The organism is Collinsella sp. LCP21S3_A3 (assembly GCF_052118905.1).
Classification (GTDB): Bacteria; Actinomycetota; Coriobacteriia; order Coriobacteriales; family Coriobacteriaceae; genus Collinsella.
On sequence record NZ_JBQKGH010000001.1, the window covers coordinates 103,212 to 128,820 of the forward strand.

General features: G+C 58.1%; 20 protein-coding genes. 14 read left to right on the forward strand and 6 right to left on the reverse strand.

The genetic code is table 11. The features are described 5' to 3' along the window. The first annotated feature begins 322 nt into the window (after positions 1–322). Positions 323–1,180 carry a class II fructose-bisphosphate aldolase gene (locus ACTQ0H_RS00520; RefSeq protein ID WP_022095149.1) on the forward strand — a complete coding sequence of 286 codons (858 nt, stop codon included), beginning with the start codon at positions 323–325 and terminating at the stop codon, positions 1,178–1,180. A gap of 699 nt (positions 1,181–1,879) precedes the next feature. Here the strand turns inward: ACTQ0H_RS00520 and vsr are convergent. After that, the gene (gene vsr / locus ACTQ0H_RS00525) at positions 1,880–2,869 is read right to left on the reverse strand and encodes a DNA mismatch endonuclease Vsr (RefSeq protein WP_441537814.1); all 990 of its coding nucleotides are present in this window, start codon (positions 2,867–2,869) and stop codon (positions 1,880–1,882) included. A 262-nt stretch (positions 2,870–3,131) separates the two neighbouring features. Between vsr and ACTQ0H_RS00530 the strand changes: the two genes are divergently transcribed. Together ACTQ0H_RS00530 and ACTQ0H_RS00535 are read left to right on the forward strand one after the other, a co-directional pair. Further along, a complete protein-coding gene (locus ACTQ0H_RS00530; protein ID WP_441063008.1) occupies positions 3,132–3,917 on the forward strand; it encodes an ABC transporter ATP-binding protein in 786 nt (261 codons plus the stop codon). Then, positions 3,907–6,111, forward strand: a complete 2,205-nt coding sequence (locus ACTQ0H_RS00535) for an FtsX-like permease family protein (protein ID WP_441547678.1) — start codon at positions 3,907–3,909, stop codon at positions 6,109–6,111. Before ACTQ0H_RS00530 ends, ACTQ0H_RS00535 begins: the two co-directional genes overlap by 11 nt. A 528-nt stretch (positions 6,112–6,639) precedes the next feature. Here ACTQ0H_RS00535 and ACTQ0H_RS00540 read toward each other — a convergent pair. The 4 genes from ACTQ0H_RS00540 to ACTQ0H_RS00555 form a co-directional block, all read right to left on the reverse strand. Continuing rightward, positions 6,640–7,671 carry a 3-deoxy-7-phosphoheptulonate synthase gene (locus ACTQ0H_RS00540; protein ID WP_427748347.1) on the reverse strand — a complete coding sequence of 344 codons (1,032 nt, stop codon included), beginning with the start codon at positions 7,669–7,671 and terminating at the stop codon, positions 6,640–6,642. Positions 7,672–7,976: 305 nt separating this feature from the next. Beyond that, a complete protein-coding gene (locus ACTQ0H_RS00545) occupies positions 7,977–9,833 on the reverse strand; it encodes an ABC transporter ATP-binding protein (protein WP_154514936.1) in 1,857 nt (618 codons plus the stop codon). After that, the gene (locus ACTQ0H_RS00550) at positions 9,833–12,199 is read right to left on the reverse strand and encodes an ABC transporter ATP-binding protein (RefSeq protein WP_441063010.1); all 2,367 of its coding nucleotides are present in this window, start codon (positions 12,197–12,199) and stop codon (positions 9,833–9,835) included. The genes ACTQ0H_RS00545 and ACTQ0H_RS00550 overlap by 1 nt, the downstream gene beginning before the upstream one ends. Next, positions 12,196–12,645 carry a MarR family winged helix-turn-helix transcriptional regulator gene (locus ACTQ0H_RS00555; protein WP_154514934.1) on the reverse strand — a complete coding sequence of 150 codons (450 nt, stop codon included), beginning with the start codon at positions 12,643–12,645 and terminating at the stop codon, positions 12,196–12,198. The genes ACTQ0H_RS00550 and ACTQ0H_RS00555 overlap by 4 nt, the downstream gene beginning before the upstream one ends. Before the next feature lie 288 nt (positions 12,646–12,933). Here ACTQ0H_RS00555 and ACTQ0H_RS00560 point away from each other — a divergent pair, with 288 nt between their 5' ends. From ACTQ0H_RS00560 to ACTQ0H_RS00610, 11 genes are all read left to right on the forward strand, one after another. Further along, complete coding sequence (locus ACTQ0H_RS00560; RefSeq protein ID WP_427728112.1) at positions 12,934–13,683, forward strand: SDR family NAD(P)-dependent oxidoreductase; 750 nt, start codon at positions 12,934–12,936, stop codon at positions 13,681–13,683. Positions 13,684–13,791: 108 nt separating this feature from the next. Next, a complete protein-coding gene (locus ACTQ0H_RS00565; protein WP_441040829.1) occupies positions 13,792–14,814 on the forward strand; it encodes a 2-keto-3-deoxygluconate permease in 1,023 nt (340 codons plus the stop codon). A 469-nt stretch (positions 14,815–15,283) separates the two neighbouring features. Beyond that, positions 15,284–17,335, forward strand: a complete 2,052-nt coding sequence (pflB, locus tag ACTQ0H_RS00570) for a formate C-acetyltransferase (protein ID WP_427718174.1) — start codon at positions 15,284–15,286, stop codon at positions 17,333–17,335. Positions 17,336–17,420: 85 nt separating this feature from the next. Then, positions 17,421–17,672 (forward strand): autonomous glycyl radical cofactor GrcA3, encoded by a 252-nt coding sequence (gene grcA3 / locus ACTQ0H_RS00575; RefSeq protein WP_055252439.1) that lies wholly within the window; start codon positions 17,421–17,423, stop codon positions 17,670–17,672. Positions 17,673–18,222: 550 nt separating this feature from the next. Continuing rightward, the gene (locus ACTQ0H_RS00580) at positions 18,223–19,077 is read left to right on the forward strand and encodes a DegV family protein (protein ID WP_441063011.1); all 855 of its coding nucleotides are present in this window, start codon (positions 18,223–18,225) and stop codon (positions 19,075–19,077) included. A gap of 187 nt (positions 19,078–19,264) precedes the next feature. Then, the gene (pflA, locus tag ACTQ0H_RS00585) at positions 19,265–20,083 is read left to right on the forward strand and encodes a pyruvate formate-lyase-activating protein (protein WP_441063012.1); all 819 of its coding nucleotides are present in this window, start codon (positions 19,265–19,267) and stop codon (positions 20,081–20,083) included. Between the two features lie 227 nt (positions 20,084–20,310). Beyond that, positions 20,311–21,429: a serine hydrolase gene (locus tag ACTQ0H_RS00590; RefSeq protein WP_441063013.1), complete on the forward strand. Its 1,119-nt coding sequence runs from the start codon at positions 20,311–20,313 to the stop codon at positions 21,427–21,429. A 79-nt stretch (positions 21,430–21,508) separates the two neighbouring features. Further along, positions 21,509–22,246 carry a 5'-methylthioadenosine/S-adenosylhomocysteine nucleosidase gene (gene mtnN / locus ACTQ0H_RS00595; protein ID WP_441048673.1) on the forward strand — a complete coding sequence of 246 codons (738 nt, stop codon included), beginning with the start codon at positions 21,509–21,511 and terminating at the stop codon, positions 22,244–22,246. Between the two features lie 42 nt (positions 22,247–22,288). Further along, positions 22,289–22,879 carry a ribosome biogenesis GTP-binding protein YihA/YsxC gene (yihA, locus tag ACTQ0H_RS00600; RefSeq protein WP_055252447.1) on the forward strand — a complete coding sequence of 197 codons (591 nt, stop codon included), beginning with the start codon at positions 22,289–22,291 and terminating at the stop codon, positions 22,877–22,879. A gap of 101 nt (positions 22,880–22,980) precedes the next feature. After that, positions 22,981–23,664 (forward strand): DUF3990 domain-containing protein, encoded by a 684-nt coding sequence (locus tag ACTQ0H_RS00605; protein ID WP_441063014.1) that lies wholly within the window; start codon positions 22,981–22,983, stop codon positions 23,662–23,664. Next, positions 23,630–24,328: a helix-turn-helix transcriptional regulator gene (locus ACTQ0H_RS00610; RefSeq protein WP_441063015.1), complete on the forward strand. Its 699-nt coding sequence runs from the start codon at positions 23,630–23,632 to the stop codon at positions 24,326–24,328. Before ACTQ0H_RS00605 ends, ACTQ0H_RS00610 begins: the two co-directional genes overlap by 35 nt. Before the next feature lie 395 nt (positions 24,329–24,723). On the opposite strand, the gene thrB is transcribed toward ACTQ0H_RS00610, so the two are convergent. Then, positions 24,724–25,605 (reverse strand): homoserine kinase, encoded by an 882-nt coding sequence (thrB, locus tag ACTQ0H_RS00615; protein ID WP_154514914.1) that lies wholly within the window; start codon positions 25,603–25,605, stop codon positions 24,724–24,726. Positions 25,606–25,609 lie beyond the last annotated feature (4 nt).

Below are 25,609 nucleotides of genomic sequence, written 5' to 3' on the forward strand. Positions count from 1 at the left end.
CTCGGCTATATTTGCAGGAATTGTGTTGACTCTATTTTCGTTCATTTTCTTTTTGAGTAAGAAAACACCTTTCGATTACTTATCTTTTCTATAAAAGAAAGACGCTAAACGCTCAAAATTCAATATCGAACACGCCCACTCGGTTCCGATTCCTTCCGTTTACTTTTCAAAAACGACTGTATTGGCCTGCACGGACTCAATATCTCGCACGTGCAAAGCCGCTGAATTTCATACAATGAGCGCAGTAAAACGCAAGGTAAAACGCCTTGTGAACAACTACGCCCGATGTCCAGATGCGGGCGAGGGAGAGGAGCAAACGCTCATGGCACTTGTTACCACCGAAAAGATGCTCAAGGACGCTCAGGCCGGCCACTACGCCGTCGGCGCGTTCAACGTCGAGAACCTCGAGTTTGTTATGGCCGTTCTGGCCGCTGCCGAGGAGACCAAGTCCCCCGTCATCATGCAGACCACCCCGGGCACCATCAAGACCGCTGGTCTGGACTACTTCTACGGCATGGTGAAGGCCGCTGCCGAGCGCGCTTCCGTGCCCGTCGCTCTGCACCTCGATCACGGCGATGGCTATGACCGCTGCATGCAGGCTTTCCGCACGGGCTACACCTCCGTCATGATCGACGGCTCGCACGAGTCCTTTGAGGACAACATTGCCCTGACCAAGTCCGTCGCCGACGCTGGCCGCGCCATGGGCGTGCCCGTCGAGGCCGAGCTCGGCAAGGTTGGCGGCAAGGAGGACGACGGTCCCGCGGTTGAGGGCGAGAGCCCCTACACCGATCCTGCCGAGGCCAAGGAGTTCGTCGAGCGCACCGGCTGCACCTCGCTGGCCATTGGCGTTGGCACCAGCCACGGCGTGTACACGAGCGATCCGCACATCGAGCAGTCCGTGGTCAAGGCCATCCGCGACGCCGTCGACGTGCCGCTGGTTCTGCACGGCACTTCCGGTGTGCCCGATGAGCAGGTTGCCGAGGCTGTGAAGAACGGCATCTGCAAGGTTAACTACGCTACCGAGCTGCGTCAGGCCTACACCAAGGGCTTCATGGCCTACATGGCCGAGAACCCCGCCTGCTTCGATCCCAAGAAGCCGGCCAAGGAGGGCATGCGTGAGATCACCGAGCTGGTTAAGATCCGCATGACCAACCTCAACTCTGTGGGCAAAGCAGAGTAACAGCAAGGGTACTCTGATCCCACCGGGCCGTCCGGAAACGGAAAAGGGCCTATCTCTCAGAACGTCCTCGGACATGTCGGAAGCCCCGCTGCGCGCACGCGCTACGGGGCTTCCTCCGTCCTGCGGAATGTTCTGAGAGATAGGCCCTTTTCCGTTTCCGGACGGCCCTGCTCGATCGCCCTTGTGGCGTTGGGGATGAAGGGGTGGGGCGCTAGGGACGCTTTGTTGATGGGGGACTAGTATGCCCGGGCTTGGTTGGGGAATGACTTGTTTAGGGATGCTTGGAGCTTATCGAAGGATATTCGCAAGTTGAGATTCTGATCGGTTGAGCGTTTGGCTTTTGTGGTGGGGGAGTCGAGGAGGCCGTTTCTCTGTGTCGGGGGGAAGGAGAAAAGGTCTGCATGTTTTAGGGATGGCTGCTGTGCTGCGTCATTGGAAGAATGCATGCTTATGCGGCCTCCTCGATGTCCACCAAAAGGTTGCGCACGGGGTGTGCTGCTAGGTCCCGTTCGTTGGCAGTATTATGCCGCGGCTGCTGCAAAGAAGCACTAAAGAAAGGCTTAATCAGGTTTGTTATAACAGTGAAACTGCAGGTCAAAGGTATCGAATAACACTCTTGAAAGGTTTTGAGCTTAAGGGCTTTCTAAGGTTTGCGGCTCGGATGTGGCGCGGACGTGCGGAGCGTGTGAATGATCGCTGTTAGCGCTGCGGTGCGGCGGCGCGTACCTGTTCGATGACCTTTTCCATGGTGGCGTCGATGCGGTCTTTCTTGAGCTCACATTCCCAGACGGTGATGGGCGTCCAGCCCATTTGGGTAAGCGCATCGATGGCGGCTCGGTCGCGCTCGACGTTGCGGCGAAACTTTGCCTCCCAAAACTCAACATTGCGCTTGGGCTGGCTCGGATTGCACTTAGGGCAGCGATGCCAAAAGCAGCCGTTGACGAAAATGGCGATCTTGCGCCCGGGAAAGGCGATGTCGGGCTTGCCGGGTACCTTCCATTCCAGACGGTATCCCGTAAGGCCCGCTGCCCGCAGGCGCTGGCGAACGAGCAGCTCGGGTTTGGTGTTGGCGCGCTTGTTGCCCTTCATGGACTTTTTTATAGCGGCGCGACGGCGCACCAGTTCGCGCTCGTCAGCGGAGAGGTCCGAGGTATCGATGCCGTCGAGCAGACCTGGCTTGGGACGCTTTTTGCTGCGGCGCTTAGGTGCGCGCTTGGGCTTGGTGGCGGGTTTGTCGGCCGTGTTGGGCGTGGCGTCATCGGCGGCGCCGTTGGCCTCAAGCCGATCTTCCTTCAACTCAATCAGAGCATCGATAAGCCCTTTGTCGGCGGGCATCCACTCAACGGTGGCAAGCGAGGTGCGCGGAATCCAGCGGATATCGAGCTGGCGGTCGTGCTTCTGGGGCTCATCGGAGTCATCGGCGAGCGAGCAGTAGTAGCACTCCATGGAGAGATGAAAATCGGGGTAGTCGTACTCAACGGTATAGAAATCGCGCAGGTTGGTGACTTTTACCTGCAGCTCTTCCATGAGCTCGCGGCGTACGGCGTCCTCGGGCGTCTCGCCGCGCATGAGCTTGCCACCGGGGAACTCCCAAAGTCCCTGCATGTCGCCGTAGCCGCGCTGCACGGCAAGCAGCTCATCGGATCCTTCCTTGCGAATGATCCCAGCGGCAACATGAACAGTCTTCAACAGGAGTCCTCTCTCAACATCGACACATGACAAGGCAGCTCATTTGGGTAGTCTTTTTGGGACGGGGCTTTTTTAGCTGCCCTATGTCAAATGCGGCCTCATGCTTCGAAGGCTACGGATAGGGTAGCTAAAAAAGCCCCGTCCCAAAAAGACTACCCCTACCTTACGCAACGGTAAGGCAAGCGTAAGCGATATCGATGGTAGCCGACTCGGCTTCTTGCGACTATAGATGCCGTAGACTAATCGCAAGAAAGGACTCGGTATGCAAACCACGCACATGGCGACCCCGGTACTGGAAGTCGTGCATCTCGAAAAGGTATACGGAGCGCTGGGCAACGTGACCCGCGCGCTCAACGACGTCAGCTTTACCGTCAACCGCGGCGAATTCGTTGGCATCATGGGCGCTTCGGGCTCGGGTAAGTCGACGTTGCTCAACTGCGTGTCGACCATCGATAGTGCCACAAGCGGCGCGATCCGCATCAACGGCCAGGACGTGACGCGCATGAAGCAGGCTAAGCTTTCGCAGTTCCGCCGCGAGGAGCTTGGTTTTATCTTCCAGGACTCCAACCTGCTCGATACGCTCACGGCACGCGAGAACATCGCCCTGCCGCTCACCATCGCCCGCACAAACTCGGCAGAGATCTCGACCCGCGTGCAGGATGTGGCAGCGCGCCTGTCCATCAGTCAGGTGCTCGACAAGTATCCCTACCAGATGTCCGGCGGTCAGCAGCAGCGCGTTGCCGCGGCTCGCGCGCTCGTCACCGACCCCACCATGATCATGGCCGACGAGCCCACCGGCGCCCTCGATTCCAAGAGCGCTCGCCTGCTGCTCGAGAGCCTGGAGGCCCTTAACCGCCGCCTGCGCGCCACCGTGCTCATGGTCACGCACGACAGCTTTGCCGCCAGCTACACGAGCCGTGTGCTGTTTATTCGCGACGGCAAGATCTTCACCGAGCTGCGCCGCGGAGACACCGGCCGCCGCGAGTTCTTCGACCGCATTATGGAGGTCGTTGCCATGATGGGCGGTGAGGGCTCCGATGCTCTGTAAACTCGCTTGGGGCAACGTCCGCCGCGCCGGCCGCGACTACCTCGTCTACCTTTTGACGCTCACCCTGGGCGTCACGGTCTTCTATGCCTTTAATACCATCTCGATGCAGGTCGACATCGCCGGAATCGATGAAGAGGGCTTGGCGCAGGTTATGGGCAGCATGCTCGGCTACCTGACGTACTTTTTGGCCGGTGTCATGGCCTTTTTGATGGTGTATGCCAATAACTTCATCATGAAACGCCGCAAGAAGGAGTTTGGCCTGTACCAGGTGCTCGGTATGGGGCGCGGGCGCGTCGCCACGATCATGGCGCTCGAGACCGTGATAGTATCGGTTGTGGCCTTTGTCGCCGGCATTGTGCTGGGTGTGGGACTCTCCCAGCTCATGACGTTCTTTACGGCCTCGCTCTTTAAGACACAGATCGCCAATTTCCACTTCTTTTTCTCGGTGCATGCGTTCAACCTGACCCTTGCCTGCATGCTCGTAATGTTTGTGCTCACGCTACTGCTGAACCTTCGCGCCGTGCGTCGTACCAAACTCATCGAGCTTATGGGTGCCGAGCGTCGCAACGAGAGCATCAAGACACGCAACCCCTGGATCGCGATTGCCATCTTTGCCGTGGGCGTGGTGCTTGTGGGCGTGGCCTATTACCGTCTGCTACGTGATGGGTTCCCGCTAACCGCGACGGACAGCAAGCTGCAAGAGGCCATGAACCAGTTTGGCATTACGACCGCTATGGTTACCGTGGGTACCTTTGCCCTGTTTTGGGGACTCTCGGGCATGCTTATCAAGCTGCTGCAGAGCCTGCGCGGCGTGTATTGGCGCGGCCTCAACATGTTTATCGTGCGCCAGCTTGCGGCCAAGGTCAACACGGTGTGCTTTTCGATGGGCGTCATCGCGATGCTCCTGTTTTTGGCCATCACCTCGGTGACGTGCGGTATGTCGATTGCCAATGTGATGAACGAGAATCTGGAGCGCTATACGCCGGCCGATATGTCGCAGACGTATGTCTATTACACGCCCGATACGCTCGACTACTACAAAGAGTACGTCAATCCGTCTGATGAAGCCGATCGCATGGTGCTGGCCGATACAACGGTCGATTTGTACCCCGCATGGCACGGCAAGGGCGAGTCGGCGGACAACAACGACGAGACCGGCAAGAAGGTCGATATCGCCGATGTTGCCGGTGAGCATGTACAGATCGATTCGTATCTGAGTTACCCGGTTGGCGGCTCGAATCCTTCGGTGACCCCAAGTGAGATGTGCAAGACCATGGGCGAAAAGCTTCCCAAGGCGTTCGGGGGTAGCAATGCCGATACGATGGGTCTGTTTGTGACGCCGGCGAGCCAGTACAACAAACTGCGCCAGATGATGGGCGAGGAGCCGGTGAGCATTGGCCGCGACCAATATCTGCTCACGTGTGATATGGGCGGCGAGCTGGTCGACCTGTACACCAAGTATATGGCTGGCGGCCATGCCCTTACCTTGGGCGGGCATACGCTCAAACCCGCAACCGATAAGTCGGACGAAGATACGGCGGCCATCGCCAACTCGGCGATGGGCAGTAATCCGGGTACCGTCGTCGTTGCCGACGAACTGTTGTCCCAACTTAATCTGCAGCCGTATTCCAGTAGCCTGCTCGTTAACTACAAACAGGGGATGGATACGACCGAGGCAGACGAGAGCATTAAATACACTCTGCTCGACAATCTGCTCGTTGACGGCAAGGAGCCGGGGTTTTGGGGAACCTTCATCACACGCTCCGAGATGTACACGCAGGCAGCGCAAATGAACGGTCTTATTAGCTACCTAGCCATCTACATCGGCTTTGTATTGGTCGTTGCATGCGCGGCGATTCTGTCGATCCAGCAACTCTCCAACGTGGCCGACGGCAGCCGCAGCTATCGTGTGCTGGCACAGATCGGCTGCGACGACCGCCAGATTCGCCATTCGGTGATGGCGCAGCAGGCGGTATTCTTCCTGTTCCCGCTGGCAGTGGGTCTGGCGCACTCCTTTGTGGCACTTAAGGTGATTATCGAGCTGGTGAGCATATTCGGAAATATGAGCATCGGCGGCACTGTGGGCCTCACCTGCGCGATCTTCCTGGCAGCATACGGTGGCTACTTCCTGGTGACCTACCTCATGAGCACCGGAATGGTGCGAGCTGCCATAGCCACCCGCTACAGCGAGTAACAAGCGGGCAAAATCGTCGCAAAATCAGAGGCGTATGACCGCCGCGAAGGGGCCAGGGGCCCTTTCGCGGCGGTTTTTTCCAACCTGGTGCGTCTCAGATACAAGTGAGTAGACTTTTTTGAACCTGACGAGCACATCGCGACAAATGCTCAATAAAACCGCAGGTCAGAGCTGTGGCGTTTTGGGGCGTGCTTGGCTTCCTGCAAAAAGCCTACTCACTTGGTTTTTCTGCTAGAAGACCGCCGCGAGGGAAGGCAACTCCCCCGGGTAGTCGTTGGGGACGTTCTTAAACGACTAGTCAAACAAGAGCGTCCCCAACGACCACCCCAAAAGGAGCGTCCCCAAGTGCTAGCTTTGGCAACGACGCTGGTAGAAAAACGTCAGCGAAAACCCGTACACGCGAGCAATGTGCCTTGAAGCGAGGCGGCATTGACCTTTTGGTCATGCCGTCGAAGCTGAAAGGCAGATTGCTCGCGTGTACGGGTTTGCAGCGTCGGCCGGTTACGGCGTTTGGTAAAACGCCGTAACCTACACCCGCTCTGCGATCTCGTGGATGAGGTAGTCGGTCTTTTCCCAGCCCAGGCACGGGTCGGTGATGGACTTGCCAAAGACGCCGCCGTCGACAGACTGGTTGCCGTCCTCCAGGTAGGATTCGATCATAAAGCCCTTGACCAGCTTGGAGATGGACTCGTTGCGGCGGCAGCTGTCGAGCACCTCCTTGCAGATGCGGTGCTGCTCCAGCGGGCGCTTGCCCGAGTTGTCGTGGTTGCAGTCGATGACCGCTGCCGGGTTAGCGTAGCCGGCATGCTCGGTATAGCGCTCAGCCAGACGCTCCAGATGCTCGTAGTGGTAATTGGGGTAGGTACGACCGTCGAGACCAATGTAGCCACGCATGACGGCGTGCGCGAGCGGATTGCCGTCGCACTCGACCTCCCAGTTGCGGAAGATGAAGCTTTGATGTGCCTGGGCGGCGTAGATGGAGTTGAGCATGACGGTGGTGGAACCGGCGGTGGGGTTCTTCATGCCCACAGGCACCGAAATGCCGCTCGACACCAGACGATGCTCCTGGTTCTCGACCGAGCGCGCGCCCACGGCGACGTAGCTCAGCAGGTCGACGAGGTACTGGTAGTTGGACGGGTAGAGCATCTCATCGGCGGTAAAGAAACCGGTCTCCTCGATGACGCGCAGGTGCATATGGCGGATGGCTTTAACGCCCTCGAGCAGGTCATCGGGCGCCTCGGGATCGGGGTTGTGCAGCAGGCCCTTGTAGCCGGTGCCCTTGGTGCGCGGCTTGTTGGTATAGACGCGCGGAATGATGATGAGTTTGTCCTTGACCTCTTCGGCGACCTTGGCCAGTCGGCTCATGTACTCAAGCACCGAGTCCTCGCGGTCGGCAGAGCACGGGCCGATGATGAGCACCTTGCGCGCGTCCTCGCCGGTAAAGACCTTAGCGACCTCGGCGTCGAATGCCTGTTTTTTGGCGGTAAGATCGGCGGAAAGCGGCATTTCCTCGCGGATTTCCATGGGGATCGGCAGCCTGCGCTTGAATTCCATGGCCATACGGGGCCTCCTCAATCAAATAAGACAAAGTGTGTATTGTCGAATGCTCGGCATTATCCGCTGTCGCACGCTAAAGTGCAAGCCCTCGTCACCCCAAAACCTGCCAAAAAGGGACAGGTTTATTTTGGCAGGTTTTATCTGGGCAAACGTTGGCTGGCCCTGGAATGGAATGATGCCACGCGGCTTGGAAGAGGCCGTCGATTTGGTCCCAGGGGAGGCGGTTTGAGGGTCGCAGAACAAAAAACGGGAGCGCAGGTTGTCCTGCGCCCCCGTTCTCGGGTGTTATTCGTTCCCTGCGGCAGAATTTACGCCGCTTCGTCGAACTGCGAGTTGTACAGGTCGGCGTAGAAGCCGCCCTGGGCGAGCAGCTCGTCGTGCGTGCCCTTCTCGACGATGTCGCCGTCGCGAATTACCAAGATCACGTCGGCGTTGCGGATCGTGGACAGGCGGTGTGCGATAACAAAGCTGGTACGGCCCTGCATCAGCGCATCCGTGGCGCGCTGAATAAGCTCCTCGGTGCGGGTATCGACGTTGGATGTCGCCTCGTCCAAAATCAGCGCCGGGCGGTCGGCCAAAATGGCGCGGGCAATGGTCACGAGCTGGCGTTGGCCCTGCGAAAGGTTGGTGCCTTCCTCGTTGATCATAAAGTTGTAACCGCCGGCGAGCGTATGGATAAAGTGGTCGCAGCGTGCAGCGCGTGCAGCGGCCTCGACCTCGGCATCGCTTGCATCGGGGCGTCCGTAGCGGATGTTCTCGCGGATGGTGCCGTTAAACAGCCACGTATCCTGCAGCACCATGGCAAACTCGCCGCGCAGTGCCGCGCGGTCCCAATCGCGTACGTCGACGCCATCGACGCGCAGCGAGCCGCCGTCCACGTCGTAGAAGCGCTGTAGCAGCTTAATGAGCGTGGTCTTGCCGGCGCCGGTGGGACCGACGATGGCGATGGTCTGGCCGGGCTGTGCCTCGCAGCTAAAGTCGTGGATGATGGTCTTGTCGGGCGTGTAGCCAAACTTGACGTGGTCAAACTCCACATGGCCAGGGCGCTTTTCGGGAATCTGCGCGTCGGCCTTCTGCTCCTCCTCGGGCGCGGCCAGGAACTCAAAGACGCGCTCGGTGGCAGCGGCCATAGACTGCATCGTGTTGCTCACGTTGCCCAGCTGCTGCACGGGTTGCGTAAAGTTGCGAACGTACTGGATAAAGCTCTGGATGTCGCCGGGCGTGGCATTGCCGGTCAGCGCGAGCTGTGCACCCACCACGACCACGCCCACGTAGCCCATGTTGCCCACCAAGCTCATAAGCGGCATCATCAGGCCCGACAGGAACTGCGAGCGCCAGCCACTAATAAAGAGGCGGTCGTTTTGACGGTCGAACTCTTCGATTGAGGCCTCGGCGCGGTCGAACACCTGAATGACGTTCTGGCCGGCAAAGTCCTCCTCGATAATGCCGTTGACGGTGCCCAGGACCTGCTGCTGCTCGCGGAAGTACGGTTGCGAGAAATGAATCATCACGGTCAGGATAATCGCGGCGGCCGGCAGTGTGAGCACGGTGACGCCGGTAAGCGGCAGGCTGATCGACAGCATCATGACGAGCACGCCGATAATCTGCGTCACCGACGTGATGAGCTGCGTCACGCTCTGGTTGAGCGACTGACCCAGCGTATCGACGTCGTTGGTGATGCGGCTGAGCACATCGCCCTTGCTGTGTCCGTTAAAGTAGCTCATCGGCACGACAGCGATCTTGGCGGCGATCTCCTTGCGCATGCGGTAGCAAATCTTTTGCGTGACGCCGGTCATGAGCCAGCCCTGGATGAGGCTGCAAACAGAGCTTGCCAGATACAGGCAGAGCAAAAAGCCGAGCGTCTTGGCGATCCAGGCAAAGTCGACATCGCCGGTACCGTTGACCTTGGCGACCAGGCCTTCGAACAGCTTGGTCGTAACCTGGCCGAGCACCTTGGGTCCCACAATGTTAAAGACGACCGAGCACACGGCAAAGGCGACGGCGGCAAGCACGGCAACCTTGTGTTGACCGATATAGCCGAGCAACTGCCGCATGGCGCCCTTAAAGTCCTTGGCCTTCTCGCCGCGGCCCATGCCACCCATGCGGCCCATGGGACCGCGCTGGCGGGTGGGCTTGGGAATCTGAGTCTTGGTCTCGTCTGCCATTAGTGCTCGCCTCCCTCCATAACGGCTGCAATTTCTTCTTGAGTGAGCCCCAGCTCCTCGGCGGAAAGCTGCGACTGTGCGATCTCCAGGTACGCCGGGCAGATGTGCAGCAGCTCCTCGTGCGTACCAGTGCCCACCACGTGACCGTCGTCGAGCACGATGATCTGGTCGGCGTGCATGATGGTCGCGATGCGCTGGGCTACGACAACGAGCGCGGCGTCGGTAACGTTTTTGGCAAGCTCTTCGCGCAGGCGCGCGTCGGTCTTGTAGTCGAGGGCGCTAAACGAGTCATCGAACACCAGGACCTCGGGCTTTTTTGCCAACGCGCGGGCGATGGCCAGACGCTGGCGCTGACCGCCCGAGACATTGGAGCCGCCCTGGCTGATGGGGGAGTCGTAGCCGCCCTCGCGCTCGGCGATAAAGTCCTCGGCTTGGGCGATGCGCGCGGCCTCGTGCATGTTCTCGTCGCTTACCATGTCGCCGGCAAACTTAAGGTTGCTCTCCACGGTGCCCGAGAACAGACGTCCCTGCTGCGGGATGTAACCAATGCGGCGGCGAAGCTCGGAAAGGGTCATATCGCGCACGTCGATGCCGTCGAGTGAAATGCTGCCGCCCGTGACGTCGTATAAGCGCGGAATCAGCTGTACGAGCGTGGACTTGCCCGAGCCCGTGGAACCAATGATGCCGAGCATCTGACCGGCATGCGTGGTGAAGTTCACGCCGCTAAGGACGTCGGCGCGGGCATCGGGATACTGGAAGCTCACGTCGCGGAAGGTGAGCTCACCGCGCGGTGCGCTGGCCGCGGGCAGTTTGGGCGAGGCGGGGTCGTTGATGCTCGTGGGGCAGGTGATGACCTCTTCCACGCGCTCGGCTGCGACCTCGGCGCGGGGCAGGATGACCGAAACCATGGTGAGGATCATAAACGCCATGACGATCTGCATGGTGTAGGAGATAAACGCCATCATGTTGCCGACCTGCATCACGCCATCGGACACGCCCTGCGCGCCAAACCAGACGATAAGCACGGTGATGCAGTTCATGACGAGCATCATGAGCGGCATCATAAAGCTCATGGCACGATTGGTGTAGAGCTGCGTGGTCATTAGGTCGAGCGAAGCCTTGTCAAAACGCTCGAGCTCATGCTCCTCGCGGTTGAACGAGCGGATGGGCATAAGGCCGTCGAGCAGCTCGCGGGCGGTGAGGTTCACGCGGTCCACAAAGCTCTGCATCTTTTTGAACTTGGGCATGGTGAGGCCCATAAGCACGCCGACGACGGCCGAGACCGCGATGATGGCCACAGCGATGGTCCATTCCAGGCCGGTGTGGTTGGCCAGGACGCGCATGACGGCGACGATGCCCATGACGGGGGCCATCAGGCACATGCGGATAAACAGGGTTGCGGCCATCTGAATCTGCTGAATGTCGTTGGTGCAGCGGGTGATGAGCGAGGCCTGGCTAAACTTACCCACCTCGGCCGGCGAGAAGTGCATAACCTTGTTGAAGGTCTCGCGGCGCAGGTCGCGTGCGATGGAACAGGCGGTGCGCGAGGCCACGGCGCCGGTCAGGATGGTGGCGATGAGCGAGATCAGGCACAGACCAAACATCGTGGTTGCCATGCGGCCCAGATAGGCGTTCTGCACGTCGGCGGGGTCGATGCCCTGCGCCTTGTACTCGTCTTGTACATAGCTCACGGCGCGTTGGGTCACGATGGAACCCGACATGGAGCCCATTTTGTCCGCCATATCGTTGGCGCCCTCGACGAGCTTGCCCTGGTCGATTAGGCCGCCTTCAACGCCTAGGCGCAGGCTCTTCATGGTGATCTTACCGCCGTCGGTATCAATCTGCTTTTGCATGTTCTGCGCTGCCGCGGCCTTCTGCTGCATCTCGGCGAGCTGCTCGGGCGTCATTGCCGCCATCTGCTCGGGGGTGGGCATGGCCTGGGCGGCGTTGTTGTTATTCTCGCTGGACGAACCCATCATGTCATCCATGGAGTTGGCGTCAATGCCCTGGTTGAACGAAAGGACGACGGTCTCGGGCAGGCTCACGATGTCGGCAATCTTGCCGCCGTCGGCGCGCTCCTCCTCGGTGCCCTTGTACGTTCGAATGCCGTTATTATCCGCCTTGCTAAACACGGCCTCCACAGCTTTGGCGTCCTTATCGCTCATAAAGAGTTCGAGGTCGTCGAGCGATTCGGTGCGAATGGTGTCAGGTACGGGCGAGGCGATACCGCCTTGCTGCACGCCCACGTCGACGATGTCGCTCATATACGTAGGCAGCGCTAGATCGGCGTTGCAGCTGATTACGATAAGTACGATAGCTGCGAACAGTGCCAGGACATGCTTTTTAAAGAGCTTGAGAATCCTCACTCGGCATCTCTCCTTTCTTGATTGCGGTCGATAATTTCGTTGGCACGCCTAAGAAGGCGCACCATCTCTTGGGTATCTGTTTCGCCGAGCTGCTCGAGGAAGGCCGCGGTGCGGTCCTCGAATTCCCGATGCTTGATTTCGAGATCATGGAATCCCTTGTCGGTCACCGTGACGTGTACGCGACGACGGTCGGTCTTTGAGTGCTCGCGCTCGACCCAGCCTTTGGCTTCGAGAGCGCGCAGGATATTGGCGATGCGGGCGCTCGAGACCCAGGCACGATCGGCGAGTTCGCTTGGCGTGAGCGAACCGCCAGCGAGCATGAGGGCGCGCATGACGGCCATCTCACCACTGAGGGCTTTGTCCGCAAAGCGCGAAATGCGCTGATGCATACTGCCGAACTCGGTAAGGAGCTGACGCCCAAGTTCACGGAAATCGGTATCTTTCACCGAAAACCCCTAACACTAGAAACTATTTTCGGTGAAAAATAATACCCCCACTCAACCATCCTATTCGGTAGATTTCTGGACATGTCCCAAAAATCTACTTGGCCACTAGGCAATATAAAGAGCGCATAAAGACTTAAAATAATTCAATTGCTGAAGCGTTTCAAAGAACTATCATGCCCGCGGTTAGGCGAGGGGTTGTCACCACCATGACGACTGGGACTCATTTATCGCCATGTGCGATGCTCCAACTTCCCGCAAGGAGACATCTGAATCAAGGGGGTTGGAGTCATGGCATTTGACTTCACGGGTAAAACCGCGATCGTTACCGGTGGCACTCAGGGCATTGGCCTCGAGATTGCCAAGGGTATCGTTGCGGGCGGCGGACACGTCGCGCTCATCGCAAGGAACGCTGCTAAGGGCGAGGCGGCTGTGGCCGAGCTTGGCGAGGGCAACAAGTTCTATCAGCTCGATGTCGCCGATGCGCCCAAGGCGCGCGAGACCGTCGAGCAGATTTTTACGGACCTGCCGCAAACCAACATCCTGATCAACTGCGCCGGTGTCATCAGCACCAAGAAGTTTGACGAGATCGACGACACCGAGTGGCGTCGCACCATCGACATCAACCTCAACGGCACCTTTACCATGATGAATGCCGTGTACCCGCACTTTAAGGCGGCACATGCCGGCACTATCGTCAACGTGAGCTCCGTTGCTGGCAAGATCGGCGGCGGCCTGCTCGGCACCGCGGCCTACGCGAGCTCCAAGGCCGGTGTCAACGGCCTTACCAAGGCGGTCGCCAAGGAGGGCGGTAAGTTCGGCATCCGCTGCAACGCTGTGTGCCCGTCGCTCACGCTTACCGACATGACGTCGATCCTTTCTGACGAGAACTCTCAGCGCATCATCAACGGTATTCCTCTGGGCCGCGCCGCCCAGGCCAGCGAGCCTGCGCAGATGGTGCTGTTCTTCGCTTCCGACCTCGCCAGCTTCGTGAACGGCGAGATCGGTGACTGCGACGGCGGCATCGTCCTGGACGGGTAATACCCCGCGGTAATCGTTTGGCGGCGACCCTGGCGAATCGGGGTTGTCGCTTTCTTTCTGACATAGACGCGTGCGGCTACGATTCGCATGCATCCAAAGGAGATATATATGAGTGAATCGACTGCGGTGGAGGCGCCGGCTGCAAAGGAGCCGTTCTTTAAGATGTCGTCCATCCCGGGCGCCAATATTTTGGTGCCGCTTTTGCTGGGCTGCTTGCTCAACACGCTATTCCCCGACCTGTTCAAAACGCTCGGCAGCTTTACGCTTGGCATGACCCAGCAGGGTGCAAGCCCACTCGTGGGCGCTTTTTTGCTCATCGTCGGTACGACGATTTCGTTTAAAAGTGCGCCTGCCGCCGCTGCACGCGGCGCCATCATCATCGCTGTCAAGCAGATCGTGGTCGTTGCCGTGTCGCTGCTCATCCTTTATGTATTCAACGACAACCTGTTTGGCATCTCTGCCATGGTGATGCTGGCGGCTTGCACCGGCGCCAACAACGCTATGTACGCTGGTCTGATGGGCACCATGGGCAACGAGGCCGAACGTGGCGCCGTCGCCATCACCACACTCGTTGTCGGCCCTCCGGTCACAATGATCGTGCTCGGCGCTGCTGGCCAGGCTCCGATCGGCTGGTCGCTCGTGGGCGCCATCCTGCCGATCGTCGTCGGCATTATTCTGGGTAACCTTTTCCCGAGCTTTAAGAAGATGATGGCTCCGGCACTTTCCGCCATCATCGTGCTCGTCTTCTTTGCCATGGGTTCGACCATGACCTTTGGCCAGCTCATCAACGGCGGTCTTCCCGGCATCCTGCTCGGCGTGATCTGCTCGGTGGTCTTTGCAATTCCCGTCATCGCGGTCGATAAGTTCACGGGCGGTACGGGTGTCGCAGGTGCGGCCATTTCGAGCTGCGCCGGAGCCAATGTGGCCACGCCTGCCGCCATGGCGAGTGTCAACGAGGCCATGTACGGTGGCGCCGTGCTCGCGACGGCTACGGCGCAGGTTGCAGCGTGTGCCATCGTGACGGCCATTTTGACCCCGCTGGTCACCAGCTGGTGCTACAAGCATTTTGAGGGCCAGGGTCACGGCGACAGCAAAAAGGCCGCGGCCGACAGGGTCACCGCAGCCGCTTAATGCCAAGCGGCAATCAAAGCTAAATAACTAGCCACGCCACAGGGCGGCCCCGGGGGAAATCCCGGGGCCGCCCTGCAGTTTCTGTGGGTCTCTGGGACACTTTACCCTGATAAAGCTGGCATAACAGCTAGAGTGAACGTCGTACAAAGGCAAGGAAAAATACCAAACAAATCGGTGAACGGTAGTTGTTCACGCTCGCATTTCCTGCGGATTTGTTAAAAACGCCCTAATGGTATAAAAAAAGAAACATATAACAGCCCTGATGAAGGGGGTGGCTATGTTATCCTTCTCAGACGGGTGAAATCTTGGGTTTTGGGTTGCAGTTCCAAGGTGGACAAACGTTTTTTCCTATACCAACGTGTGGTGAAGAACGGAAGAAGCCGGTCATTCAACCCGAACATTCAAGAATTCAATAAGCAGCGGTGTGAGAGAGCGCCGCATTATACGTAACTAGGAGCGTGGTTACACAATGCAGGAGGCATGGGAAGGCTTCAAGGAAGGCATCTGGACGGGAGAGGTTGACGTCCGAGACTTCATCCAGAAGAACTACACCCCCTACGAGGGCGACGAATCGTTCCTCGCCGGTCCGACCGAGCGTACCAAGGAGCTGTGGGGCGAGGTTCTCGACCTGCTGCTCAAGGAGCGCGAGCAGGGCGGCGTCCTCGATATGGACACCAAGACTGTCACGGGTATCGTGAGCCACCCCGCTGGCTACATCGATAACGCCCACCGCGAGAAGGAGACCATCGTCGGTCTTCAGACTGACAAGCCGCTCAAGCGCGCTCTGCACGTCAACGGTGGTATCCGCATCGCTTGCCAGGCTGCCAGCCAGCACGGCTACAAGATCGACGAGAACGTCGTCGAGCGCTACACCTTCGAGCGCAAGACCCACAACGCCGGCGTCTTCGATGTCTACACCCCCGAGATGCGTGCTTGCCGCTCGGCTCACATTATCACCGGTCTGCCCGATGGCTATGGCCGCGGCCGCATCATCGGCGACTACCGTCGTGTCGCCCTGTACGGCGTCGACTACCTGATCAAGGACAAGGAGGCCCAGAAGGCTTCCACCCCGACGGTCATGACCGCCGACAACATCCGCGATCGCGAGGAGCTGCAGGAGCAGATCCGCGCCCTCGGCGAGCTCAAGATGATGGCCGAGACCTATGGTTTCGATATTTCCAAACCTGCTACCAACACGCAGGAGGCCATCCAGTGGATGTACTTCGCCTACCTCGCTGCCGTCAAGGAGCAGAACGGCGCCGCTATGTCCATCGGCCGTACCTCTACGTTCATCGACATCTACGCTGAGCGCGACCTTGCCAACGGTACCTTTACCGAGGAGCAGATCCAGGAGTTCGTGGATCACTTCATCATGAAGCTCCGCATGGTCAAGTTTGCCCGTACCCCCGAGTACCAGGCCCTGTTTACCGGCGATCCGCAGTGGGTCACCGAGTCCATCGGCGGCATGGGTGTTGACGGCCGTACGCTCGTTACCAAGATGAGCTTCCGCTACCTGCACACGCTCGAGAACATGGGCACCAGCCCCGAGCCCAACATGACCGTTCTGTGGTCGACCCGTCTTCCCGAGAACTTCAAGAAGTTCTGCGCCAAGACTTCTGTCGCCAGCTCCTCGGTCCAGTACGAGAACGACGACCTCATGCGCGTTTACCACGGCGACGACTACGGCATCGCCTGCTGCGTGTCCTCCATGCGCATTGGCAAGGAGATGCAGTTCTTCGGCGCTCGTGCCAACCTGGCCAAGTGCCTGCTGTACGCACTCAACGGCGGTGTTGACGAGGTCTCCAAGAAGCAGGTCGGCCCCAAGTATCGCGCCGTCGAGGGCGACACGCTCGATTACGATGACGTTATGGCCAAGTACAACGACATGATGAAGTGGCTCGCTGGCGTGTACGTCAACTCGCTGAACATCATTCACTACATGCACGACAAGTATTGCTACGAGCGCATCCAGATGGCTCTGCACGACAAGCACGTGCACCGCTGGTTCGCTACGGGCATCGCTGGCCTTTCCGTCGTGGCTGACTCCCTGTCCGCCATCAAGTACGCCAAGGTTCACCCCGTCCGTGACGAGAACGGCATCATCGTCGACTTCGAGACCGAGGGCGAGTTCCCCAAGTACGGTAACGACGACGACCGCGTCGACCAGATCGCTCACGACGTTGTGCACCAGTTCATGGAGTACATACGCATGAACGACACCTACCGCAACTCCGTGCCCACGACCTCGGTTCTGACCATTACCTCCAACGTCGTGTACGGTAAGAAGACCGGCTCCACGCCCGACGGCCGCAAGGCTGGCCAGCCGTTCGCCCCGGGTGCTAACCCCATGCACAAGCGCGATAGCCAGGGCGCCATCGCTTCGCTGTCTTCGGTTTCCAAGCTCCCGTTCCGCGATGCCCAGGACGGCATCTCCAACACCTTCTCCATCATCCCGGGCGCGCTCGGCAAGGAGGACCAGGTGTTCTTTGGTGATATCGACCTTGATCAGCTGGGCGAGTAACTATTGTTAGTGCTATACTAACAATAACGATTACTGATTAGTGCGCCGGTTTCGGCCGGCGCCGATCGATTGAAGGAGACACATTATGAAGGTTTCTGAAGTTTCCGAGACTCAGGCCGATAACTTGGTCCACATGCTCGACGCTTACGCCGAGAAGGGTGGCCACCACCTGAACATCAACGTCTTCAACCGTGAGACGCTGCTCGACGCTCAGGCTCACCCCGAGAAGTACCCGCAGCTGACCATCCGCGTTTCCGGCTATGCCGTGAACTTCCACACGCTCACCAAGGAGCAGCAGGACGAGGTCATTTCGCGTACCTTCCACAACAAGTTCTAAAGGGACTCAACTCCCACCGGAGACCCGGTAAGGCCTACGCACTTTGCCTCTCAAACGTCCTCGCCGCTTCGCGGCTGCGGAATGTTTGCGAGGCAAAGTGCTCCCGGCCTTGCCGGGTCTCCTGCGTTATCGCACTTTAGGGAACCACGCTAAATTAAATTGGTGTCCTCGGACATGCAAGAAGCCCTCGCTGCGCACTTCGTGCGGCGAGGGCTTCTTGCGTCCTGCGGAATGTTTTGGGAGGTAGCCCAAACAGCCCCGGCGGGGGTCCTTTGTAGTCACCCTTTAGGCGGAACTCTCCTAATGGGTTGAGCGTTCTGGATACTTACTTGCTACCGTTTATCGCGTATAGCTACCGTTTGCGGAGTAAGTAACACTTAGTAATAAAGCGTGTAAAATCTCAGTTAAGAACGGAGTTTTCCAGGGAGACGCTGTCCTTTGTTTTGTGCAAGGGACGGCGTCTCTTTGGCGCTTGGAGGCCGTTCTGTAGCAGGACGGCGGACGTGCGTCACATATTAAAAAGTCAACGTCGAGATGGGTCGTGATAAGAATGGGCAAGTACGTAATCGTGGTTGAATCTGGTTCGGATGTGACGCCAGAGCTCTGCGAACGCTACGGCATCGTGCGTGTGCCCATGCATGTCACGATTGGTGACGAGACCGTCGAGGACGGCTCGATCGATCCGCTCGAGATCTATTCGCGCTGCAACGAGTTTGGCGTGATGCCCAAGACCAGCGGCTGCGCGCCGGCAGATTTCTCTCGCGTGTACGACCGCATTCACGCCGAGCAGCCCAACGCGACCATTTTGCATCTTGCGTATTCCGAGGCCACGACCTGTTCGCATCAGTCCTCGAAGATCGCGGCAGAGGGGCGCGACTACGTGTTCTCCATGGACACGCGTTTTGTCTCGGTGGGCCAGTCGCTTGTTGTCGTCGAGACCGCCAAATACATCGAGGCTCATCCCGATGCCACCGTCGACGAGATCTTTGCTTTTACGAGCTCCGTTATGGACCGCGTGTTGCTGGGCTTTGTTCCTACCGACCTTGCCTTCCTTAAGGCGGGCGGTCGCTTGTCCAACGTCGCGTTCCTAGGCGCCCATCTGCTCAAGATTAAGCCCTGCATCGAGGTAACGGGTGGCAAGTTCGTGGCGACCAAGAAGTTTCGCGGCTCTATGCTCAAGTGCGCCCGCGCCTTTATTGACCACATGGTTGCGAAGGGCGAAATTGACTACTCGCACATTGGCCTGGCGTATTCGGTAGGCCTTTCCGAGGAGCTGCGCGACGACATGGAAGTCTATGCGCACGACCTGGGCTTTAAGGACGTTACCTGGACTCAGGTCGGCGGCGTCATCTCGAGCCATTGCGGCCCGACCGCCTTCGGCGCGGTGCTCACGCTCAAGGCGTAACGCCTGGCGTCTATCGATTTCTATTGCCGCGGCGGCGGGCGGGTTGCGACAACCTTCCCGCCGCTTTTGCATGGGGCCAAATAGGACAATCCAATTGACCGCTAAACCGTTTCGCCATCAAACATATAGGCTAGAATGACTCTGGCATTTATGTATCTAAAAACCAATGAGAGGCAAGGTATCGGGAATGGCTGAGATGAAGCTCGAGGGTATGGACGCTCGTCCTGAGGACTCCGCGTTTGCCCTGGGCCGCGTGCATTCGATCGAGACGATGGGAACGGTCGATGGACCCGGCATCCGCTTTGTGGTGTTTGTTCAGGGCTGCCCCATGCGCTGTGCGTATTGCCACAACCCCGATACCTGGTCGGTTAACGGCGGCACCATGGTGACCGTCGAGCACCTGATGGACGAGTTCCAGAGCAACCATGAGTTTTACCGCAGCGGTGGTATTACGGTATCCGGCGGCGAGCCGCTCCTGCAGCCTGAGTTTTTGGCCGACCTGTTCCGCGCAATGCACAACAACCCCGATGGTCGAGTACATACCTGCTTGGATAGTTGCGGCTATGCGTTCGACCCCACGCATCCCGAGAAGTTCGATGCCGTACTCAACGAGACCGATATGGTGCTGCTCGACATTAAACACGCCGATCCCGTCGAGCATAAAAAGCTGACCGGTTGCGATCCTGCGCGCATCCTGGCGTTTGGCGATGAGCTGGCGCGTCGCAGGATCAAGGTCGTTATCCGTCACGTGGTAGTACCGGGCATTACCGACACGGCAGAGGAGTGCGAGGCACTCGGTCGTCTGATTGCCCCGTGGCATAACGTGGTGGGCCTGGAAATGCTGCCGTATCACACGATGGGCGTCGTCAAGTATGAGCAGCTGGGGATTCCCTATAAGCTCGAGGGCGTTCCACAGATGGATACCGCGCGCATGCCCGAGCTGCGCAACGCCGTCATGACGGGCATGAAAAAGCGCCGCGCGGAACTCAAAAACGCTATCGGCTAGGGGTAGCTCATTTGGGGCCGGTAGGGTGGAGAAGTAGCTAAAAGAGCCCCGTCCCAAAAAGACTGCTCTCTGGGTTGCGGTGAGATGTGCAACAGAATCGTGCCATTTGGATAAATACGCTTGTGGTTTCTTTAAAGACACCTTAAACGCTTCTGAATATCTTTGGAAAGAAATGCCTGCTCGGTATTATGCTGCTCGTATATGAACGGGAGCAGCCAGGAGACCACGTGCGAAACGACGCATCGCGGGACGAGCATGTGCCGCAGCATAGCAGCAGATATGAGACGAAGGGCACGTCTTCGCGTGGCCTTGCCGACGCTCGCATCCGCGTGACGAAGATTGCCGCCGTTGGGATGCTAACGTTGGCGGTTATTATCCTCGGAATTACCGCTAAAACCTACGCGTCGGAGCGAACGGCACACTCAGATGCGTCAACGGTACAGACGCAAAACAAAAAGGTCTCTAAATCTAAAGCCACCGCAAATCAAACCCTGTCGACAGCGAGCCTCAAGACGAGGCTTTCGAAGGCGGACTTTAACGATATTCCCTCAGGCGATACCGTGCAGACCTTCTCACTGGTTGATGACCAGATCCCCGCCCTGGAGGATGAGAGCCTCGCCGCGCTCCAAGATACCCTTGATCAGGCCCAGGAATTGGGCGACGTGGGCGTGGTGTTTTACGATCTGTCGAGCGGCAAGGGCGTGACGTATAACGCGAACGCCGAGGTGTACGGTGCGAGCAGCTACAAGGCGCTCTATGTACTCTACGTCTGCGAGTTACTGGTCGAGACAGGGCAAGTATCGCTCGATGATACTCTGGGCACCTATGGCGGCTACAGTATGGGCTGGCTGACGGTTCGCGACCTGATTGAGACCTCGGTCGTCAACTCGGATAACGACTCGTTTGTCGCGTTGCGTGCAACGTTTGATCAAGATGGCTACGAGGATTGGATTGCCGCACTCGGCGTCGAAGACGAGGTCGCGCTCGATCCAATGAGCGATTTCCCCACCTATTGCCCGCGCACCTCGGCCAAGTTGTGGCGCGAGATGAGCGAGTATTTGATCCGTGAGAGCGAGACGTCGCAATGGCTGTCGGGCCTTCTGGCCTCTACGACCCGGTCCTTTATCCGTGACGGCATTGCGGACGACCATGCCATGGTGCGTAACAAAGCCGGCTGGATCAGCGAGGCAGGTTGCAATGCGACGTGCGATGCTGGCCTCATCGATGTCGATGGCGACACCTACATTATGAGCATCATGTCATCGATGCCGTGGAGTGACCGTTCGAGTGAGGCCGTGGCCGCCATCGCCAAGGCGCTCTACGATACCCGCGCTGCGCTGGCCTAACGGCTTCGTATTGCGCGGTTGAGTCAAAATGCTGGTACCATACCGTGGATAAACAGTTTTCACAGGTTTGGGGGATGGTATGCCTACCATCGCAATCATCGGTGCACTCGAAAAAGAGGTTGCGCAGATTAAAGAAGAACTGAACGGTGCCCATGTGTCGCAAGAGGCAGGCTTGAGCGTTGTAAGCGGCGAGCTCAACGGTCTGTCAGTGGTCGCCACGACCGCTGGCATGGGAACCGTAAACGCCGCTGGTGCAACACAGCATCTCATCAGCAAATATGCTCCGCAGGCCGTTGTGTTTTCGGGCATTGCGGGTGGCTTAAACTCCAAACTCCATATCAATGACGTGGTTATTGGCAAGTGCCTGCGCTATCTGGATACCGACACGGCGCTCATCGCCGAGTCGGCGCCGGAGCTTGAGGAGTTTGCCTCGACACCGGCTCTGGTTGACATCGCCACCACCGTGCTTGCCGAACATGGGTTTATCGATGCTTACGCTTCTGATTCCGCTGCGGAGAAGGACCCTAAACAGTTCCTGGTTGGCACTATCGCTACAGGCGACCGCTTTGTAACGGGCGACGCCATGCGCACCGCCGCCATCGAGGCGACGCATGCCGATTGCGTTGAGATGGAAGGTGCTGCGATTGCCCATATTGCAGCCAAGAACGGTGTCGATTGTCTGGTGCTGCGTGCTATCAGCGATAATTGTGACGAGGCATATGACGCGTTTTGCGAGCGAGAGTTCGATTTGGACGAGTACGCCCGCACCGCGAGCGGCATTACACTCGATATCGTCCGCTGCATCGCCGCTGCGTAATCGTGCACCCCTATTGTAAGAACCTACGACCAAGGAGTATCCATGGCCGATTCCATTAACTACCAGCTTGCCAAGTTCGTCGCCAGCTACGGCAAGGTTTCGCAGATCCCCGAGTCCACCTGTCCCGAGGTGAGCTTTGTGGGCCGCTCCAATGTGGGCAAGTCGTCCATCATGAACAAGCTCTTTGGCCGCAAGAACCTGGTCAAGGTTTCGAGCACGCCGGGCAAGACGAGCAATATCAATTTCTTCGAGGCCGACGACGTGCACTTTGTGGACCTGCCGGGCTACGGTTTCGCCCGTCGTTCCAAGGCCGAGCGCGACCGCTGGGCCGAGCTCATCGGCGACTTCTTCGACTCCGAGCGCAGCTTTAACCTGGTTGTGTCGCTGGTGGACATTCGCCATGACCCCAGCAAGCTCGACCATGACATGATCGACTACCTGCAGGGCAACGAGTTCAACTTTATCGTCTGCCTCACCAAGGCCGACAAACTCAGCCGCACCCAGCAGGCACGCCAAGCGGCAGCCATCAAAAAGCAACTCAACGTCCCGGCCGAAAACGTAATCATCACAAGCTCCCAGACCGGCACCGGCATCGACGAGCTCAAGCGCCGCATTGCCGAGGCCTGCCTCTAGTAGGGGCTCTTGGCAGACAATAGTTTTCATCCATCTATATCACCCCAGTGATAGTTGTTGGTACACTATCACTGGGGTGATATTTTTATTTGGAGGTCGATATGGAGCTTTGGCACGGGTCGGAGGTTGTTGTCGAATGTCCGTCGTTGGATAAATGCAGACAATTCAATGACTATGGTCGCGGGTTTTATTGCACGCCACATGAGGAAATGGCGATGGAATGGGCATGCCGGACCGAGTCTGATGGCGTTGCCAATCGATATGAGCTTGATTTAGATGGCCTTTCGGTCTTGGATTTGGAGTCTGGGGAGTTTTCAATCCTCAATTGGCTTGCAATTCTGGCGAATAACAGAGAGTTCAATGTTTCGACGCCATTGGCGCGTGAAGGGCTTCGCTATCTACTTGATAACTGCTTAATTGATACATCTCCTTATGACGTTATTCGAGGCTATCGTGCTGACGACTCCTATTTTTCGTTTGCAAGACAGTTTGTCAGCGGCATGATATCGCTCAGACAGCTGCAACGTATCATGTGCTTGGGTGATTTGGGTATCCAATATGCCCTTATGAGCGAGCGCGCATTTTCGATGATTAGATTCTGCGATTGGAAGCGGGCTTCGGGGTCTGAGTTTTATCCCAAGCGTTTTGAGCGAGAGCAGAATGCTCGACGCAAATACTTGGATACGGTCAATGGGTTCGATTCCGAAGGTATCGACATTAGGGATTTAATGGCAGGGAGGGTTGATTTAAATGATCCAAGAGTTGACAGATCGTGGACCGAGTAGGACATATCCCGTCTACTACCTCGAGGACGCAATGAACAACCTCGGCGACTGCTTCGACTATGCCGTCAATGACTATGGAGCAGAAGGATCTGAAGTTGCTGAACTCTTTTGCCTGAGCGGGGTTGCTCGCGAGTTTGAACGCGGCAACGCATGGGTAGTGTCGGGGAAATCGGGTGTTGAGCTGTTCGCGCTTATCGCTGAAAGGTCGGGCTATCAAAACAGGCCTATACCGGACTGCACCTATCGATTTGAGAAGACGCCGGAATATTGGGCGGGCTGGATGCTGGCATACCTGCAGTGGCGCCTAGGAGAGTCTTTCGAAGATTTGCTGCATGTCGTTCCATTTGATGTGCTGCGCAGTCTGTATTACCCCTGGCACGAAGCCTCGGAGGAACGAGTGGTTCGCCTCGTCTGCGATATGGCGAAAAAAGCGTCCAGGCAAACCAAACTTGCGTTAGCAAGAAAGAAGCTTAAGAAAACCCAACAAGACCTAGCATACGAATCGGGTGTGTCACTCCGCTCAATCCAAATGTACGAGCAGCGCCAGAGAAACATCAATGAGGCTTCGGTAACAAGCGTGAGAGCCATAGCAAAAGCCCTCCACTGCAACATCGAAGACCTCCTAGAACCAGTCTTCGAATACAAGGAACCCAGTGCGGCGTAAACCAAGCACATAGTCGAAGTCTGTTGCTGGTAAGTGCTACAGCCTAGCAAGAGCCCCTATCAATAAAGGGCCATAATTTCAGCCCGGCGCCCTTTCAAAGCGTGGGTCCCTATAGACATCGCTAGCCACGTTGCCATAGGGCCACCCGGGGGCATCCCCTTAAAAACATTCCGCAGCACGAGGCCCGCTTATCCGCAGCTCCGAAGGAGCGCAATATTAAATCAGCGAATGCGATTATCCTGTCGAGGTCGCGTAGGTCTCCTTGGGGCTTCCCCTGAAAACAATCCGCAGATCGAATTGCCCCGTCGCGCGAAGCGCACGACGGGGCAATTCATGATCGAGGACGTTTTCAGGGGAAGCCCCAAGGAGACCGGTGAGAGCAATGAGACAGGGCGCTACAGGTACTCGATTTGAGCGCCCTCGGTGTCGCACGTCAGAATGTGCGTCTCACACTTGGGGAACTGCTCACGCAGCTTGACCTGCAGGAATTTTGCCACGATGGTGTCGTCGGTCACAGCCATAAGGGTAGAGCCCGAACCGCTGATCCAGATGGTCTTGGCGCCGCCGTTAAGGCAGGTGTCGCGCACAGCGTTGTAGTCGGGAATCAGGCGACGACGATAGGGCTCCTGGATGCGGTCGTCATTGGCGGCGGCAATCAGGTCGAGGTCGCCAGCCTCCAGGCCTCGCGTCATGCCGGCGATACGGCCCATTTGCCATACGGCGGTGGAGAGCGGAATCTCCTGCGGCACGACCTTGCGCGCCTCGCTCGTGTGAACCTCGTAGGGCGGAATCACGGTAATAAAACGCAAGCGATCGCTCACCTCGTAGCGCAGGCACTGGGGGAGCGAATCGGTCGGCGTAAAGGAGCAGACGGCGCCGCCCAGGATGGCGGGAGCGACGTTATCGGGATGGCCCTCGACCTCGGTGGCAATGCGGACGAGCTCAGCGCGGTCGACGGTGTGGCCTGTCAGTGCGGCGGCGGCCATAATGCCAGCGACGACGCAAGTGGAGCTGGAACCCAGGCCGCGAGCGACGGGTACATCGGTTTGAATGTCGATGGCAACGGGAAAAGCCGGCTCGCCCCATGCGGCCAGCGCATCGACAAAGCTGACGTAGACCAGGTTGTTCTCGTTTTGGAACTCCTCGGGGCAGCCCGTGATGGTGAGCTTGTCAGCGCGCTCGAAGGTGAAGTGCGAGTAGAGGCTGACGGCCATGCCGAGGGTGTCGTAGCCGATGCCCAAGTTGGCGCTGGTTGCTGGGACGGTGATTTTGATCATGTGG